General features: G+C 69.4%; 15 protein-coding genes. 5 read left to right on the top strand and 10 right to left on the bottom strand.

Annotated elements, in window-relative coordinates; genetic code table 11:
• Positions 1-321: 321 nt before the first annotated feature.
• Positions 322-681 carry a hypothetical protein gene (locus LR948_RS18650; protein WP_232755656.1) on the top strand — a complete coding sequence of 120 codons (360 nt, stop codon included), beginning with the start codon at positions 322-324 and terminating at the stop codon, positions 679-681.
• Here the strand turns inward: LR948_RS18650 and msrQ are convergent.
• From msrQ to LR948_RS18625, 5 genes are all read right to left on the bottom strand, one after another.
• Positions 672-1,280 carry a protein-methionine-sulfoxide reductase heme-binding subunit MsrQ gene (gene msrQ / locus LR948_RS18645; RefSeq protein WP_232755655.1) on the bottom strand — a complete coding sequence of 203 codons (609 nt, stop codon included), beginning with the start codon at positions 1,278-1,280 and terminating at the stop codon, positions 672-674. The two genes, LR948_RS18650 and msrQ, sit on opposite strands and share 10 nt — an antisense overlap.
• Positions 1,280-2,182 carry a protein-methionine-sulfoxide reductase catalytic subunit MsrP gene (gene msrP / locus LR948_RS18640; protein WP_232755654.1) on the bottom strand — a complete coding sequence of 301 codons (903 nt, stop codon included), beginning with the start codon at positions 2,180-2,182 and terminating at the stop codon, positions 1,280-1,282. Before msrP ends, msrQ begins: the two co-directional genes overlap by 1 nt.
• 204 nt (positions 2,183-2,386) lie before the next feature.
• Positions 2,387-2,560 (bottom strand): hypothetical protein, encoded by a 174-nt coding sequence (locus tag LR948_RS18635; protein ID WP_232755652.1) that lies wholly within the window; start codon positions 2,558-2,560, stop codon positions 2,387-2,389.
• Between the two features lie 186 nt (positions 2,561-2,746).
• Positions 2,747-5,362, bottom strand: a complete 2,616-nt coding sequence (clpB, locus tag LR948_RS18630) for an ATP-dependent chaperone ClpB (protein WP_232755651.1) — start codon at positions 5,360-5,362, stop codon at positions 2,747-2,749.
• Positions 5,363-5,554: 192 nt separating this feature from the next.
• Positions 5,555-7,432 (bottom strand): hypothetical protein, encoded by a 1,878-nt coding sequence (locus LR948_RS18625; RefSeq protein WP_232755649.1) that lies wholly within the window; start codon positions 7,430-7,432, stop codon positions 5,555-5,557.
• A 108-nt stretch (positions 7,433-7,540) separates the two neighbouring features.
• Between LR948_RS18625 and pyrF the strand changes: the two genes are divergently transcribed.
• Together pyrF and LR948_RS18615 are read left to right on the top strand one after the other, a co-directional pair.
• Positions 7,541-8,230 carry an orotidine-5'-phosphate decarboxylase gene (gene pyrF, locus LR948_RS18620; protein WP_232755648.1) on the top strand — a complete coding sequence of 230 codons (690 nt, stop codon included), beginning with the start codon at positions 7,541-7,543 and terminating at the stop codon, positions 8,228-8,230.
• Positions 8,231-8,517: 287 nt separating this feature from the next.
• Positions 8,518-9,771, top strand: a complete 1,254-nt coding sequence (locus LR948_RS18615) for a DNA polymerase IV (protein WP_232755660.1) — start codon at positions 8,518-8,520, stop codon at positions 9,769-9,771.
• 24 nt (positions 9,772-9,795) lie between these two features.
• On the opposite strand, the gene LR948_RS18610 is transcribed toward LR948_RS18615, so the two are convergent.
• The 5 genes from LR948_RS18610 to LR948_RS18590 are packed head-to-tail and all read right to left on the bottom strand — an operon-like array spanning position 9,796 to position 14,368.
• The gene (locus LR948_RS18610) at positions 9,796-10,527 is read right to left on the bottom strand and encodes an SDR family NAD(P)-dependent oxidoreductase (protein ID WP_232755646.1); all 732 of its coding nucleotides are present in this window, start codon (positions 10,525-10,527) and stop codon (positions 9,796-9,798) included.
• Entirely contained in the window at positions 10,524-11,084 is a 561-nt protein-coding gene (locus tag LR948_RS18605; protein WP_370635013.1) for a DUF3833 family protein, read from the bottom strand. Before LR948_RS18605 ends, LR948_RS18610 begins: the two co-directional genes overlap by 4 nt.
• A gap of 4 nt (positions 11,085-11,088) precedes the next feature.
• Complete coding sequence (locus tag LR948_RS18600; RefSeq protein WP_232755644.1) at positions 11,089-12,318, bottom strand: MFS transporter; 1,230 nt, start codon at positions 12,316-12,318, stop codon at positions 11,089-11,091.
• Entirely contained in the window at positions 12,315-13,076 is a 762-nt protein-coding gene (locus LR948_RS18595) for a DUF1365 domain-containing protein (RefSeq protein WP_232755642.1), read from the bottom strand. Before LR948_RS18595 ends, LR948_RS18600 begins: the two co-directional genes overlap by 4 nt.
• On the bottom strand, positions 13,073-14,368 hold the full coding sequence (locus LR948_RS18590) for an NAD(P)/FAD-dependent oxidoreductase (RefSeq protein WP_232755640.1): 1,296 nt from the start codon (positions 14,366-14,368) through the stop codon (positions 13,073-13,075). Before LR948_RS18590 ends, LR948_RS18595 begins: the two co-directional genes overlap by 4 nt.
• A gap of 244 nt (positions 14,369-14,612) precedes the next feature.
• Between LR948_RS18590 and LR948_RS18585 the strand changes: the two genes are divergently transcribed.
• Both LR948_RS18585 and LR948_RS18580 read left to right on the top strand, forming a co-directional pair.
• On the top strand, positions 14,613-15,119 hold the full coding sequence (locus tag LR948_RS18585; RefSeq protein WP_232755657.1) for a sigma-70 family RNA polymerase sigma factor: 507 nt from the start codon (positions 14,613-14,615) through the stop codon (positions 15,117-15,119).
• Positions 15,120-15,128: 9 nt separating this feature from the next.
• Positions 15,129-15,779 carry a ChrR family anti-sigma-E factor gene (locus LR948_RS18580; protein WP_232755638.1) on the top strand — a complete coding sequence of 217 codons (651 nt, stop codon included), beginning with the start codon at positions 15,129-15,131 and terminating at the stop codon, positions 15,777-15,779.
• Positions 15,780-16,265: the final 486 nt, after the last annotated feature.

Genomic DNA, 16,265 nt, shown 5'->3' with positions numbered 1-16,265 from the left:
GGGAAAAGCTAAGATTCCGTGACATCGCCCGAATTTTTCACGTTTTCAGGGGCTTGGGGATTTATCCTTGCTGCGACGTCGCGGCGGGACGCAATCAAATTACCCCTTTGGGACGGGCCCGCGCGACTCTCGCGAGCGGGTCTGGCGCGCGAGGGCGGAGACTCGGGCAAAATCCCTCTGACTCCCCGCAGATTCCCCCCGGAATCGCCCCTCAGCGAGTCGCCCTTACCCCTCCCGGAGACCGGGGCGCCGGCGATTCCGCTTGGTGGCCGGGCCGATTCCGGCGTTCACTGGGGGTTCATCACCTTGGGGAGGGGGATCATGCGAGGGATCATCTGCCAAGCGGCGGCGCTTTTGGCGCTAGCCGGGCCCGCGGGCGCCGAGGGCACCGGGGCCGAGGGCTATTTCACCATCTACAACAACACCGACGGCAATGTGGTCGTCAGCTTCTACACCAACGAGGGCGACGGCTGGAGCGAGAACTGGCTGTCGGCGGATGCGATCATGCCCGGCGACTGGGCCGAAGCGGAGTTCTACGCCGACGAGGGCCCCTGCGACCAGCTGATCACCGTGGGCTGGCTGGGCGAGAACGGCAGCGAGGTGCTCGACGACCCGATCGCCATCGACATCTGCGACGCCTCGAACCTCTACCTTGAGGACAACGACATCTACTACGACTGAGGGGCCCGGCCCCGGCGGCCCTCGCGCGCGCCCGCGCGCACGGGAATACGGAGGGCCAGCAGACCCGCCACCGCGGCGAAGTAGAGAAGCGGCTCGATCTGCAGCCCCTTGCGCAGCATGACGAAGTGCAGCGCGCCCAGAAGCACGGCCGGATAGACCAGCCGGTGCAGCCGGCGCCAGCGCGGCCCTAGCCGGCGCACCGAGAGGTTGTTGGAGGTCAGGGCCAAGGGCAGGAGCAGCAGGAAACCCGCCATGCCCACGGTGATATAGGGCCGCTTCAGGATGTCGGCCCAGACCGCCGAGAGCATCTGCACGTCGAGAACCGCCCAGACGGCGAGATGCAGCACCAGGTAGAGGAAGGCCAGGAGCCCCAGCGCCCGGCGGAATTTCAGGAGGTTCACCCCGAGGTGCCGCCGCAGCGGCGTGATCGCGAGCCCCGCGATCAGGCACTGCAGCGCAATGAGCCCGTATTCATGCTCCAGCGCCTCGATCGGCTCGACCCCGAGACCGCCGGTCAGCCCGAGGTAGAAGAGATAAGGCGCGGGCAGCGCGCCCAGCAGGTAGACCACCCAGACCGGCAGGCGGCGCAGCAGCGCCATCAGAAGTTCTCCGTCAGGTCCATGCCGGCGTAGAGGCTGGCGACCTCTTCTTCGTAGCCGTTGAACATCAGCGTGGGCTTGCGCTTGGAGAAGAGCCCGCCGCCGATCTCGCGTTCGGTGGCCTGCGACCAGCGCGGATGGTCCACCTCTGGGTTCACGTTGGAATAGAAGCCGTATTCGCGGGCGTTGGCCTTGTTCCAGCTGGTCGGCGGCTCGCTGTCGGTGAGGGTGATGCGGACGACGCTCTTGATCGACTTGAAGCCGTATTTCCACGGCACCACCAGGCGGATCGGCGCGCCGTTCTGGTTCGGGATCGGCCGGTTGTAGATGCCGGTCGCCATGAGCGTCAGGGGGTGGCGGGCCTCGTCGAGGCGCAGCCCCTCGACGTAGGGCCAGTCGAGCACCGGGCGGGCGACGCCGGGCATCTCCTCGGGACGCAGGAGCGTCTCGAAGGCGACATGACTGGCCTCGGGCGCCACGCCCGCGAGGTCCAGGAGGTCGGCCAGCTCGAAGCCCTGCCAGGGCACGACCATCGACCAGGCCTCGACGCAGCGGAAGCGGTAGATGCGCTCCTCGAGGGTCATCTGGGGCAGGATGTCGGAAAGCGCGTAGGTCCCGGGGCGCTCGACCAGGCCGTCGATCTCGATCGACCAGGGCTCGGTGGTGAGCTGCCCGGCGAGCCGGGCGGGGTCATCCTTGCCGGTGCCGAACTCGTAGTAGTTGTTGTAGCTGGTGATCTCTTCCCAGGAATTGGGCTCGAGCGCCTCCTGGGCGCGAGCCTGCGTGCCGCCTCCGAAGGCCGCGCCCGCGGCGAGGCCCGCGATGATCTGGCGGCGGTTGAGATAGAGCCGCTCGGGCGTCACATCCGCCCGGGTGAGAGTATTGGTCCATCTGCCGGCCATGGCGCTCCCCTTGATCTGCCTTGAGGGAAGGTAGCCAGCGCGGCGCGATGCGCAAAGCAAGCCTGTCTCACGTTGCCGTGGCCGGGTTGAAACGAAACGGGTGGGATCGGGCGCGCGGGTGGGCACGCCGCACCGGTGGAACCGGTGCGGGCGTTAGCTCAGACAGATGCGGGCAGGACGAGCCGTCCCGCAGGTCGGATCACCTCAGAGACCTGCAAGCACCACCATGACGGCGCCCAAGACCAGCACGGCAAAAGTGCTGACCCAGAGGCCCCGACGGTTCAGAACGGGCGTTCCCTGCCCACAGACGCTGCATTCGGACGAGCCGAAGCGCAGCCGATGATCGCAATAGGCACACCGGAAAATTCTCTTGGCCATGTCGCCCCCCTGCGGCGCGCATGTGGAAAATAGGTATCAGCCGAGTCGGCCAGGCGTAGAATACCATAAGTTGCAGAATTTCATCGTAAACTCGCGTATTGCGCCGGAATTTCGCCACAATTGGCGCAAGAATAGCGCACCCGCCGGCGGAACCGGCGGGTGGAGCAATCTCAGGTTGTGTATGCCTTAGTGAACGACCGCGTCATCCGGGCGCGGCCGGTGCGAGGCGGCGACCTTGTCGCCGATCACCAGCCCGTCGCTGCCGGCGCTGACCGGCACCGTGGTGCCGTCGCTGATCTCTCCGGCCAGCAGCATTTCGGCCAGCGGATCCTGCAGCGCGCGCTGGATCACCCGCTTCAGCGGGCGCGCCCCGAAGACCGGGTCGTAGCCCTCGTCGGCGAGCCAGGCCTTGGCGCTCTCGTCGAGTTCCAGCGCGACCTTGCGGCTGGCGAGCCGCTTGACCAGGCGGGCGATCTGGATCTCCACGATTCCACCCATGTCCTCGCGCTTGAGCCGGTCGAAGATGATCGTCTCGTCGAGCCGGTTCAGGAACTCGGGCCGGAAATGCGCCCGGACCGCGTCCATCACGTCGTGTTTCGCCCGGGCGCTGTCGGCGCCCTCGGGCAGCTGGCTCAGCGCCTGGCTGCCGAGGTTCGAGGTCAGCACGATCAGCGTCTGCTTGAAGTCCACCGTGCGGCCCTGACCGTCGGTCAGCACGCCGTCGTCCAGCACCTGCAGGAGCACGTTGAAGACATCCGGATGCGCCTTCTCGACCTCGTCGAAGAGCACGACCTGGTAGGGCTTGCGCCGCACCGCCTCGGTCAGCACGCCGCCCTCGTCGTAACCGACATAGCCCGGAGGCGCGCCGATCAGCCGGGCGACGGCGTGTTTCTCCATGAATTCCGACATGTCGATGCGGACCATGGCGCCGTCGTCGTCGAAGAGGAACTCCGCGACCGCCTTGGTCAGCTCGGTCTTGCCGACGCCGGTGGGCCCGAGGAACAGGAAGGAGCCGAGCGGCCGGTTCTCGTCGTTCAGACCCGCGCGCGCCCGGCGCACGGCGTTGGAGACCGCCCGGACCGCCTGGTCCTGGCCGATGACGCGGCGGTGCAGCCCGTCCTCCATGCGCAGGAGCTTCTCGCGCTCGCCCTCGAGCATCTTCGAGGTCGGGATGCCGGTCCAGCGTTCGACCACCTGGGCGATCTGCTCGGGGCGCACGGCCTCTTCGACCATGACGTCCTCGTCGGCGCTCTCGGCCTCGTCCAGCTCCTTCTCGAGCTGCGGGATCACCCCGTAGGACAGCTCGCCCGCGCGGGCCAGGTCGCTGTTGCGCTTGGCGATCTCGAGGTCGGCGCGGGCCTTGTCGAGCTGCTCCTTCAGGCCGCGCGCGCGGTTCAGCTTGTCGCGCTCGGACTGCCACTTGGCGGTCATCTCCGAGGCGCGCTCCTGAAGGTCGCCGAGGTCGCGCTCGAGCTTGGCCAGCCGGTCCTTGGAGGCTGCGTCGTCTTCCTTGCGCAGCGCCTCCTGTTCGATCTGCAGCTGCAGGATCTGCCGGTCGAGCGCATCGAGCTCCTCGGGTTTCGAATCCACCGCCATGCGCAGCCGCGAGGCGGCCTCGTCGACGAGGTCGATCGCCTTGTCGGGCAGGAAGCGGTCGGTGATGTAGCGATGCGAGAGCTGCGAGGCCGCAACCAGCGCCGAATCCGAGATCCGCACGCCGTGGTGCAGCTCGTATTTCTCCTTGATGCCGCGCAGGATCGAGACCGTGTCCTCGACCGTCGGCTCGGAGACCATGAGCGGCTGGAACCGCCGCGCCAGGGCCGCGTCCTTCTCGACGTGCTTGCGGTATTCATCGAGCGTGGTGGCGCCGACGCAGTGCAGCTCGCCTCGCGCAAGCGCGGGCTTCAAGAGGTTCGAGGCATCCATGGCGCCGTCGGATTTGCCCGCGCCGACCAGGGTGTGCATCTCGTCGATGAAGAGGATGATCTCGCCCGCGGCGGCCTCGATCTCCTTCAGGATCGACTTCAGCCGTTCTTCGAACTCGCCGCGGTATTTCGCGCCCGCGATGAGCGCGCCCATGTCGAGCGCCATCAGCCGCTTGTTGCGCAGCGATTCCGGCACATCGCCGTCGACGATGCGCAGCGCCAGCCCCTCGGCGATGGCGGTCTTGCCGACGCCGGGCTCGCCGATCAGCACCGGGTTGTTCTTGGTGCGGCGCGACAGCACCTGCATGGCGCGGCGGATCTCCTCGTCGCGGCCGATGATCGGGTCGATCTTGCCCTGTTCGGCGCGTTCGGTGAGGTCCAGCGCGTATTTCTTCAGCGCCTCGTAGCCGTCCTCGGCGGTGGCGCTGTCGGCGGTGCGGCCCTTGCGGATCTCGTTGATCGCGCCGTTGAGCTTCTGGGCGCTGACCGCGCCCGCCTCGAGCGCCTGTTTCGCCGGGCTCTTCACCATGGCCAGCGCCGTCAGGATGCGCTCGACCGGGACGAAGCTGTCGCCGGCCTTGGTGGCCAGTTTCTCGGCCTCGGCCAGGACCCGCCCGGTGGCGGCGTCGAGATAGGTCTGGCTGCCGTCGCCGGTCACCTTGGGCAGTTTGCCCAGCGACAGGTCGAGCGCCTGGCGCACCCGCTCGGGCGCGCCGCCGGCGCGCGAGATGAGGTTCGACGCCAGTCCCTGGTCGTCGTCCAGAAGCGCCTTCAAGAGGTGTTCTGGGGCGATGCGCTGGTGGCTTTCCCGCATCGCAATGGTCTGAGCCGCCTGGATGAATCCCTGGGCGCGCTCGGTGAACTTCTGCAAGTTCATCCTGTCTCTCCTTCTGCAAGCGCCCCGCGTGATCGCGATGCCCGCTCGGCGGCACATCCGGGCCGGGGCCTCGGATCATAGATGGGGCAGAGGGCGCGTTGGTGCAAGAATGCAACAGACGAAAAAGGGCGCCCCGTGGCGGGACGCCCTCAGCTTTGGGTCAGGCCCGGCTACGGCCGGTGGGCCAGCGGGTCAGTCCTCGCTGGCGCCCATGGCCTCGGTCGCCTGGCGCAGCCGCTCGAAAGCCTGCGCCGCGGCATCCGCCGCCGCCTCGGCCGCCTCGGCCGCTTCCTGGGCCGCCGCCTGGATCTGCTCGGCGCTGGCGCGCGCCTCCTCGGCCGCCGCCTGCGCCGCCCGCGCCGCGCGCGCGGCTTCGGTGGCGGTGGTGGTCAGGGCTTCGAGCTCCTCGTCGGTCAGCGTGGCCGCATCCGAGGCGCTGGCGGTGTCTTCGCCCGAGCTGCCTTCGGTGTCGCCCGAGGTGTCGCCCTCGCTGCCCGAGGTCTCGCCGTCAGCCGGTGCGCTCTCGGTCGAGCTGTCCGAGCCGCTTGCGTCGGCGGTCTGGGTGTCTTCGCCCGAGGTCTCGCCGTCGCTGGATGCGCTCTCGGTCGAGTTTTCCGAACCGCTGGCATCGGCGCTCTGGGTCTCTTCACCCGAGGTCTCGCCGTCGCCGGATGCGCTCTCGGTCGAACCCTCCGAGCCGCTGGCGTCGGCGGTCTGGCTGTCTTCGCCCGAGGTCTCGCCGTCGCTGGACGCGCTCTCGGTCGAACCTTCCGAACCGCTGGCATCGGCGCTCTGGGTCTCTTCGCCCGAGGTCTCGCCCTCGCTGGATGCGCTTTCGGTCGCGCCTTCCGAACCGCTTGCATCGGCGCTCTGGGTCTCTTCGCCCGAGGTCTCGCCGTCGCCCGACGCGCTTTCGGTCGAGCCTTCCGAACCGCTGGCATCGGCGCTCTGAGTCTCGTCACCAGAGGTTTCGCCTTCGCTGGAGGCACTGTCACCCGAAGCCTCGCCGCCGCTTTCGGTGGCGCCTTCGGCGCTTGCGGTCTCGGTGCCTTCGGCGCTGTCCGCGCTGGCGGTCTCTGCGCTGCTGTCCGCGCTCTCGGAGCCGGAGGTGTCGCCCGAAGCATCAGCGCTCGCGGTCTCGCTGCCCTCGCTGGAGGCATCCGCGCTGGCTTCGCCCGAGCCGTCGCCCGAGGCCGCGTCCCCACCGTCCGCGCTCTCGGTCTCCGAACCGCTGGCCGCGGCGTCGGTGCTTTGGCCGTCGCTGCTCTCGCCGGAGGCCTCGGCGCTCTCGCCTTCGGAGTTTTCGTCCGAGGCTGCGCTGTCTGCGGCGTCGCCCGAGGCGCTCTCGCCGGAGGATTCGGAGCCCTCGCTGTCAGCCGAGGCCTCGGAGCTCTCGCCGGAGGTCTCGGAGCCTTCGCCCGAAGCGGCGGCTGCGTCACCCGAGGCGGCTTTGCCGGAGGCATCGCTTTCGCCTTCGGCGCTGGCGTCGCCCGAGGCGTCCGCGCTCTGCTCACCCGAGGCGTCGCCGCCTTCTTCGCCCGAGCCTTCACCCGATGCGTCTGCGCTCTCTTCACCGGAACCTTCGCCCGACGCGTCCGCGCTCTCTTCACCCGAGCCTTCGCCCGACGCGTCAGCGCTCTCTTCACCGGAACCTTCGCCCGAGGCGTCCGCGCTCTCTTCACCCGAGCCCTCGCCCGAGGCGTCCGCGCTCTCTTCGCCCGAGCCCTCGCCCGAGGCGTCCGCGCTTTCCTCACCGGAACCCTCACCCGAGGCGTCTGCGCTCTCGGTCTCGCCGCCCGCGGCGTCGCCTTCGCCGCCCGAGCCGCTTTCCTCACCGGACCCCTCGCCCGAGCCCTCGTCCGCCGGGGCGCTGGCTTCAGCCTGGGCCGAGGCGCTTTCCTCGCTGCCGCGTTCGCTCATGCTCACGGTCAGCGCGATGCCGAGCGCCACCACGGAGCCCGCGCCGACCACGATCGGCAGCACGCTGCGGGGCTGTTTCGCGGCGTCGCCCTTGGGCTTGGTCTCGGCGGGGTTGGACTCGGTCGTTCCGGCAGACTTGTCGTCAGACATCCTCAGGCTCCCATGTCAGATATGGTTCTTTCCTGATGAGGGAACGATGCCGGGTGGATTCCGTTCCCGTTCCCCTTTATCGCGACGCAAATAGCCGCGGAGACCGAGATGCAAGATGACCGTCTGATTGTCGCCCTGGACGTGCCCGACGCGCTGTCCGGCCTGAAACTCGCCGAGACGCTGGGCGATGCGGTGGGCTTCTACAAGGTGGGCCTGGGCATGCTGACCGGCGGCGGGCTGGCGCTGGCCAACGAGCTGAAGACCGAGCACGGCAAGCGGATCTTCCTCGACATGAAGCTCTTCGACATCGGCCAGACGGTGGAGAACGCGGTGCGGGGCCTGGCGCAGTTCGAAATCGACTTCCTGACCGTGCATGGCGATCCGCATGTGGTGCGTGCCGCGATGGAGGGCGCCGCGGGCACCAAGACCAAGATCCTCGCCGTGACCATCCTGACTTCGCTCGACCGCGGCGACCTCGACGATTGCATGATCCGCGAGGGCGCGGTGGCCGACCTGGTCGAGGAACGCGCGGGCCGGGCGCTCGAGGCCGGGGCCGACGGGGTCATCGCCTCGCCGCAGGAGGCTGCGCGAATCCGCGGGCTGGGCGCCGCGGCGGGCCGTCTGATCGTGACCCCGGGGGTGCGCCCCGCCGGCTCCGCGAGCGGCGACCAGAAGCGCATCGCCACGCCGGGCCAGGCGGTGTCGGACGGCGCCGATCACATCGTCGTCGGCCGGCCGATCTGGCAGTCGCCGGACCCCCGCAAGGCCGCCGAGGCGATCCTGCGCGACCTGGGCTGACGCCCGGTTTTGCGGCCCGCGCGCCCGGCGCAAGATTTTTTTTCGACAGGGGCGGAACCCACGGCAGGAACCGGTCGTTCGGCCCATGTTCCCCAGGAGGTCTTCCCCTGTCCCTCGACCTCCACCGTGCCGGAGCCGAACCCTTCCCCTCGGCTCCGGCACCCCTTACCTCCAGACGACCAGACACGCGCCTAGGCGCTGACAGAAGCCCCGCGCCGGGACGCCCCATTGCGGCGCCCCGCGCAGGGGCGCATCATGTGCCAAGCCCCAGTGTGACCCCTGAGACGATGCCCGCCCTCTGCCGCGATTGCCTGACCCAGTTCGAGCTGGGCCCCCGCTGCCCGGCCTGCCGGTCGCGCCGCGTGGCGCGGCACGACGAGCTCTGGGATCTCTCCATCGCGCATATGGATTGCGACGCCTTCTATGCCTCGGTCGAGAAACGCGACAATCCCGAGCTCGCCGACAAGCCGGTGATCATCGGCGGCGGGCGGCGCGGCGTGGTCTCGACCGCCTGCTACGTGGCGCGGATCAAGGGCGTGCGCTCGGCCATGCCGATGTTCAAGGCGCTGGAGCTCTGCCCCGACGCGGTGGTGATCAAGCCGCGCATGAGCCTTTACGCCGAGATCAGCCGCGCGGTGCGCGACATGATGGAGGCGCTGACGCCCTCGGTCGAGCCGCTGTCGCTCGACGAGGCTTTCCTGGACCTCACCGGCACCGCCCGGCTGCACGGCGCGCCGCCGGCGGTGATGCTCGCCGGGCTGGTCAAGCGCATGCGCGACGAGCTGGGCATCACCGGCTCGATCGGGCTCAGCCACAACAAGTTCCTGGCCAAGGTCGCCTCGGATCTCGACAAGCCCTTCGGCTTCGCGGTGATCGGCAAGGGCGAGACCCGGGAGTTCCTGCGCGACAAGCCGGTGCGGCTGATCTGGGGCGTCGGCGCGGCGACGCAGGAGGCGCTCGACCGGGCGGGCATCCGCAGCTTCGACGACCTTCTGCGCTGGGACGAACGCGACCTGACGGCGCGCTTCGGCTCGATGGGCGCGCGGCTCTACCACCTGGCGCGCGGCGAGGACGCGCGGCGGATCTCGGCCCGGACCCCGGTGAAGTCGATCTCGAACGAGACCACCTTCCACGAGGACACCGGCGACCCGGATATCCTCGATGGACACCTCTGGCGCATGGCCGAGAAGGTCGCCGACCGCGCCAAGGCCAAGGACCTCGCGGGCCGGGTCGTGGTGCTGAAGCTGAAGCGGGCGAATTTCGCGCTGATCTCGCGCCGCCACGCGCTGCGCGACGCGACCCAGATCGCCGACCGGATCTACCGCGAGGCCCGGGCGCTGTTTGACCAGGTGGAGGGCAAGGGGCCTTACCGGCTTTTGGGCGTCGGGCTCTCGGACCTCTGCAGCGCGGCGGTGGCGGACCGGACGCCGGACCTTCTGGACCCCGACGCCGCGAAACGCAGCGCCGCCGAACGCGCAACGGACCGCATCCGCGACCGCTTCGGGCCGGATGCGATCCTCAAGGGGCGGGCGCTGCGCTGAGGCGCGGGCCTCAGGCGTCACCCCTCAGGCGAAAAGCCGGTAATAAAGCCCGTCGGGCAGCAGCATCCCGAGCTTGAAGACCCAGGAGAAGGGGTTCGGGAAGGCGCGCGAGAAACCGTCGGAATTCATGTGCTCGAAGACAATGCGGGCGGCCTCTTCGGGGGCCATGATCTGCGGCATCTTGAAGTCGTTCTTCTCGGTCAGCCGGGTGCGGATGAAGCCGGGGCTCGCGAGCTGCACATGCACGTTGGTGCGGTGCAGATCGGCGTGCAGGCATTCGGCCAGCGACATCACCCCCGCCTTGGAGGAGGTATAGGCGAAAGAGCCCGGCAGCCCGCGGTAGCCCGTGAGCGAGCCCACCAGCACCACGTGGCCGTGGTCCCGCTCGATCATCCGCGGCACGACATGGCCCAGGAAGCGCATGGCGCCGAGGTAGTTCACCTCGGCCATCTTCACCGCCTTCTCGCCGTCCCATTCGTTCGCACCGAAAGGCCAGTAGACCCCGGCGCAGAAGATCACCCCGTCGACATCGCCGACCTTGGCGGCAGCCTCGGCGCAGGAGGCCTCGTCGGTGACATCCATGGGCACGATCTCGACCCGGCTGTCGAGCCGCGTGGCCAGCTCACCCAGCGCCTCGGGGCTCCGGGCCGAGAGGACCAGCTCGGTGCCGACGCGGCTGAGCTGTTCGGCGATGGCCGCCCCCAGCCCCGCGCTCGCGCCCACGATCCAGTATCTCTTGCCGGTCCATTCCATCACGCTGTCTCCTTTGGTCGCATCGTCGCGATCAGCTCCGCGACCTTGATGCCGTATTTCCTGAACTGGCTGCGATTCATGATCGTTCCGTCGGGGGTCAGATACATCCAGTCCACCACGTCGAGCACATGCCCCCCGGCGTCCTCGTCGAGCTTCATCCGGTAGGAAAGCTGCACCGTCGGCCCGGACTGCCAGCCCTGCCCGGTGCCGATCACGTCGTCGGCGGTGGCCGTGATCCCGCCGTCCTCGGCCAGTTCGAGGAACCAGGCGCGGGTCTGCATCTCGCCGCTGTCGTAGCGGAAGACCTCACGCATGACGCCGCTCCGGGCGTCCCAGCTGGTCTCGAAATCCGCCGAGAAGCGCGAGACCACGCGGCCGAGCGGCCCGTAGACCACCCCGTCGCAGGACATCTTTCCGTTGAGATGCCGGCGCAGGTCGAAGACCGGCGTGTCATCGCGGTAATGTTCGGGGGTCTGTCCGCGGAAGCCGAGCTTCCAGCGCACGATCCAGACAACGGCGAGCGCGGCCAGCGCTCCGAGGAAAAAGGACAACACAGTCACGCGCTCAATCTTCCAGATTGGTGGCCCACAACAGCGTGAGCGCGACAAGTTTCAGAAGGCATGGCACCAACGCGTAGAGCAGGCTCAGGGTCCAGAGCGCCGCGTCGGAATTTTCGCTGCCCGAACGGAAGCCGGCGCTTTCCAGCGCAGGCAGGAGCGCCACCGCCGCGAAGGCCAGGGTAAACTTCTGGGCGAAGGACCAGAGCGAGAAGCCCTCGCTGCCCTGCGGGGCGATGCGCTCCATCCGGGCGGCGAAGATCGCCGGCAGGAGCGTCAGGTCGGCCCCGAGGGTGGCGCCCGAGGCCAGGCAGATCAGCGCGAAGGCCCAGAGGTCGCCCTGTCCCAGCGTCAGCGCGAAGGAGAAGGCCAGGATCGCCGCGACCATGGCCGCCATGAGCGCCCGCTTGCCGCCGATGCGCTCGGCCAGCCGTGACCAGAGCGGCGCCGCCGCCGCGGCGGCCAGGAAGAACAACAGAAGCAAGGGCCCTTCCCAGCCCGCCGCGCCGAGCCGCGCCTCCACGAAGAACAAAAACAGCGTCGAGGTCACCGCCACCGGCGCGGCATTGGCCAGCGCCACGATCAGGAGCCGCCGCGCCACCCGGTCGCCCAGCACCGGGCCGAAGCCCTGCCCCGGCTCGGCGATGCCGCCCTGCCATTCCCGCCGCATCAAGAGGACCGCGACCCCGCAGAAAGCCGCGAAGCCCAGGCTGAAGGTGGCGAAATCCGGCAGTTCCAGCGCGGCGAAGGCGGTGGGCAGGACCGCCGCGAGGCAAATCCCCAGAAGCCCGCCGGTCTCGCGCCAGCGGGCGAGCTTCAGGTGCCCCTGGTCGCCCAGCGTGCCCGCCTTGGCGACGCCGCGGGCGTAGAAGGTGATGGTCAGGAAGGAGAAGGCCGAGAAGACCATGGTCAGGGTCAGCGCGAACCAGACCGCCGGGGCGATCGGCGGGGCCACGGCGAAAAGCCCGACCATGCCCGCGCCCATGACCAGCGCCGCCAGCGCCACGGCCAGCCCCCGCGCCCGCCCGAGCCGCGCCGAGAGCCAGCCGAAACCCGGGTCCTGCACCAGGTCCAGAAGCCGGAGCGCGAAGAGGATCCCGCCCAGCGCGCCAAGGCTCACCGCGTAGCTGTCGGCGTAGAACTTCGGCGCGTGAATGTAGATCGGCAGCCCCGCCGCCGAGAGCGTGCCGGCGAAGACCGCGTAACCCCAGAGGTTCTGTGGCGCCGCGGCGCTCACCGCGAGACCTCTTCGACGGGCGGTTCGGGCCGCGCCCGGTAGCGCGCGCCCTTCCACCAGAGCTTCAGCGCCTGCCAGTGGATCAGCGCCAGCACCCGGCGCGAGCCGAAGGGCCGGCGCAGGAGCGCGCGCAGCGCCGATCCGGTGCTCAAAGGCCGCCGCGCGCCGGTCAGCGTGGCGATCACACCCTCCTCTCCGCCACCCGCGGAGAAGTCGATCCAGATGCCCAGCCGCTCGGGCCTGATGTCGAAGCGGAAGGTGTAGCCGCCCGAGATCGGCTGGAAGGGCGAGACGTGGAAGATCTTCGTCGCCAGCAGCCGATCCTCCGGCGCGATCTCCGCCATGTCGGCGCGATGCGCGAGGTAGCTGTGCCGGTCCCCGAAGGTATTGGTCACCTCGGCGATCACCGCGATCAGCCGATCCTCCGCGTCATGGGCGAGCCAGAAGCTCACCGGGTTGAAGACATGGCCCATGACCCGCGGCTGGGCGAGCAGCAGAAGCCGCCCCTCGGCGCGGATCTGATGCGCCGCCAGCACCTCGCGCGCCCAGGCCGCGCCGCGCCCCTGCCCCGGCGGGCCGCCGTGGTCGCTGTCCCGCAGCGACAGGAGATTCGCCCGGTTGCGCGAGAAGAGCCGCGGTGCCGTGACCTCGGCCTCGGCGTCCAGGCACAGGTAGTCGACGCCATAGCGGAAAGCGTTCTTCACCGCGCCTTTGCGGCCGTGCCAGGTCTGGCCCGCGATATGGTCGACCCGGCTCATGCCGCGGCGCTGGCCTCCGCGCGGCCCATCAGCGCCTCGGCCACCTCGAGCGCCGAGGACAGCCCGTCCTCGTGGAAGCCGTTCTTCATCCAGGCGCCGCAGAACCAGGTGCGGTTCTCGCCGTTCATCGCCGCGACCAGCTGCTGGGCCTCCAGCGCCTCGAGGTCGTAGACCGGGTGGCGCAGCACCGTCTCGTCCCAGATCAGCTCCTCGCAGATGCTGCGGGTCGAATTCAGGGTGACGAAACAGGGATCCTCCTTGGGGATCGGCTGCAGCGAGTTCATCCAGTAGGTCAGGTCGATGGTGTTCATCGCGCGCTGGCTGTCCTCGGTATAGTTCCAGGAGGACCAGACCTTGCGGCTGCGCGGCATGATGGCCTCGTCGCCATGCAGGACCACGCGGTTGGGCTGGTAGCGGATCGCCCCCAGCGCCGCCTGTTCCTGCGCCGAGGCATCCGACAGAAGCGCCAGCGTGTCGTCGGAATGGGTGGCGAAGACCACCTCGTCGTAGCGCTGCCACTCGCCGCCCTCGTGGCGGATCTCCACCCCCTCGGCGTCGCGGCGCACGCCCGCGACCGGCGCGCCCAGGCGGATCTCGGCGCCCTTGGCGCGCAGCGAGGCCTCGAGCCGGCGGACGTATTCCACCGAGCCGCCCGCGACGGTGTACCACTGGTGCTGGCCGGTGGCGCTCAGAAGCGCGTGGTTCTCGAAGAAGTTCACCAGCGCATGGGCCGGAAAATCGAGGATCTTCTCGGTCGGCGTCGACCAGATCGCGCCGGAGAGCGGCAAAAGGTAATAATCCCGGAACCAGGGCCCGGTGCGCAGCGCCTCGAGGAAATCCCCCAGGCTCTGGCTGCGGTCCCGCGAGGAGGCCAGCGCCCGCGCGTTGAAGCGGAAGATGTCGCGCACCATGCGCAGGAAGCGCGGGTTGGCGACATTGCGCGGCTGCGCAAACAGCGCCCCCAGCGAGGCCAGCCCGTATTCCAGCCGCCCGCCCGAGAGCGAGGCCCCGAAGCTCATGTTCGACTTGACCACCGGCACATCCAGCGCCGCGAAAAGCCGCGCCAACTGTGGGTAGTTGGCGTAGTTGAAGACGATGAAGCCGGTGTCGACGGGCTGGTCGCCGTTCCGCCCCGCGATCTTGGTGCGGGCATGGCCGCCGAGGCGCGGTTCGGCCTCGATCAGCGTCACCTCATGGGCCTCGCAGAGCGCATGAGCCGCCCCCATTCCCGAGATTCCCGCACCGATCACCGCGATGCGCTTGGGCCCGGAAGGGCGAGATTCGAAGGGCATGTCGGAACTTCTCCGCCTGTCAGTCACTTTGTCGGTTACGCGAGACACGGACCGGCGGATGAAAAAGATCCAAATCGCACGGCAGCGTGATCCGGTGGCACCTGACCACCGTAACCAGACCATGACGGGTTACATGGATCACGACTGCAGCTCTGTCGAGGCATCGGTGGCACCGATCCTCGCAAGTGCCCCGCGCGTCACGCCCACCCCGGCGCGGACCACCGGGCAGGACTGGGTTGCCGAGATGCTTCTGGTGCGGGACGACCGCTGCGAGGGCTCCTTCGCGGCGCTCTTCCAGCATTTCGCCCCGCGCCTGAAGGCCTTTCTCATCCGCTCCGGGCTCACTCCGGCCCATGCCGAGGACGTCGCCCAGGACGTGATGCAATCGGTCTGGCGCAAGGCGCATCTATTCGACCCCCGGCGCGCCAGCGTCGCGACCTGGATCTACGCCATCGCGCGCAACCGCCGCATCGACCTTCTGCGCCGCCATGCCCGTCCCGAACCCGAGGATCTGCCCTGGGGCCCCGAGGCCGAACCGGACCAGGCCGAGGTCATCGCGCTGAAACAGGACAGCGAGGCTCTGCGCGAGGCGCTGAAGCTTCTGCCCGAGAAACAGCGCGTGCTGATCGAGAAGGCCTATTTCGGCGACCTCACCCATTCCCAGATCGCGCATGAGACCGGCCTGCCGCTCGGCACCATCAAGTCCCGCATCCGCCTGGCGCTCGACCGCTTGCGCCACGCCCTCTCCTGAGGCCACACGATGATCTCGCATCACCTCCCCGACGACCTGCTCATGGCCTATTCCGCCGGCGCCCTGCCGGAGGCCTTCGAGCTTGCGGTCGCGACCCATCTCTCGCTCTGCCCCGACTGCCGCGCCGGCGCGGAAAGCTACGACCACGTCGGCGGCGCGCTCCTGGAAGACGCCGAGGAGGCGCCGCTTTCCCCCGGCGCCCTGCAGGAGACGCTGGCCGCCCTGCGCGCCGCCCCCGCGCGCGACCTGCCCGAGCGCCCCGCCACCGCGCCCGACCCGGTGTTGCCCGCGCCGCTCGCGCGCTACACGGGCGGCGGGCTCGACCGGGTGGCCTGGCGCGCCGCCGGGCGCGGCGTGAAACAGGCGATCCTGCCGATGCAGGACAAGCGGGCCACCGCGCGGCTCCTGTCGATCCCCGCCGGCGCCGCCATGCCCGACCACGGCCACCGCGGCACCGAGATCACGGTGGTGCTGCAGGGCGCCTTCGCCGACGCCGACGGCACCTTCGCGCGCGGCGACGTCGAGGTCGCCAGCGCCGAGCTCGACCACATGCCGGTCGCCGATATTTCCGAGGATTGCATCTGCCTGGCCGTGACCGACGCGCCCCTGCGCTTCAAGGATCTGCTGCCGCGCCTCGCCCAGCCCTTCCTGCGGATCTGAGCGCCTAGCTGCGGCGTCACGTCGACGGCACCACGGCGCGCCGCCAAACCTTTTGCGCGCCGCGCGGCCGAACGATGCAACCGGAATCAGCGGCCTCGCGACACCACGCATGGCGCGTGGCGCCATTCGTAGGCCCCGCCATGTCGCCCCACCCGCGTCACCACGCATGGCGCGTGGCGCTATCCGTCGACCTCGCCATCACGCCGCATCCGGCCCGCACCCGCGACACCAGACATCGCACGGGCCACAACCGGACCGCCCTGCCACACCCGCGCAGCCGGCCCGCCCCACGACCTGGAGCGCCCGGACGCGCAAATCGCGCCCACCCAGCTCTAAAACACGAAAAACAGCCCCCGACCCAGGCGCACCCCAACAAACCCGCCCCTCTTCCAGGCTTCAGCTTGTCCAAATACCTCGGGGGTGAATGCGGGCCGAAAGGCCCGCAGAGGGGGCAGAGCCCCCTTGCGGGTCCGGGGCGCCGAAGGC

The sequence above is a fragment of the Roseivivax sp. GX 12232 genome (assembly GCF_021272185.1).
In the GTDB taxonomy this organism is placed as follows: domain Bacteria; phylum Pseudomonadota; class Alphaproteobacteria; order Rhodobacterales; family Rhodobacteraceae; genus Roseivivax.
The sequence above is the reverse complement of the archived record's forward strand: the minus strand, read 5'-3'. Positions and strand labels throughout refer to the sequence as shown.

Coding starts and splice junctions, on each gene's coding strand:
- LR948_RS18650 (WP_232755656.1), top strand. CDS start 322: ATGCGAGGGATCATCTGCCAAGCGGCGGCGCTTTTGGCGCTAGCCGGG.
- msrQ (WP_232755655.1), bottom strand. CDS start 1,280: ATGGCGCTGCTGCGCCGCCTGCCGGTCTGGGTGGTCTACCTGCTGGGC.
- msrP (WP_232755654.1), bottom strand. CDS start 2,182: ATGGCCGGCAGATGGACCAATACTCTCACCCGGGCGGATGTGACGCCC.
- LR948_RS18635 (WP_232755652.1), bottom strand. CDS start 2,560: ATGGCCAAGAGAATTTTCCGGTGTGCCTATTGCGATCATCGGCTGCGC.
- clpB (WP_232755651.1), bottom strand. CDS start 5,362: ATGAACTTGCAGAAGTTCACCGAGCGCGCCCAGGGATTCATCCAGGCG.
- LR948_RS18625 (WP_232755649.1), bottom strand. CDS start 7,432: ATGTCTGACGACAAGTCTGCCGGAACGACCGAGTCCAACCCCGCCGAG.
- pyrF (WP_232755648.1), top strand. CDS start 7,541: ATGCAAGATGACCGTCTGATTGTCGCCCTGGACGTGCCCGACGCGCTG.
- LR948_RS18615 (WP_232755660.1), top strand. CDS start 8,518: ATGCCCGCCCTCTGCCGCGATTGCCTGACCCAGTTCGAGCTGGGCCCC.
- LR948_RS18595 (WP_232755642.1), bottom strand. CDS start 13,076: ATGAGCCGGGTCGACCATATCGCGGGCCAGACCTGGCACGGCCGCAAA.
- LR948_RS18590 (WP_232755640.1), bottom strand. CDS start 14,368: ATGCCCTTCGAATCTCGCCCTTCCGGGCCCAAGCGCATCGCGGTGATC.
- LR948_RS18585 (WP_232755657.1), top strand. CDS start 14,613: ATGCTTCTGGTGCGGGACGACCGCTGCGAGGGCTCCTTCGCGGCGCTC.
- LR948_RS18580 (WP_232755638.1), top strand. CDS start 15,129: ATGATCTCGCATCACCTCCCCGACGACCTGCTCATGGCCTATTCCGCC.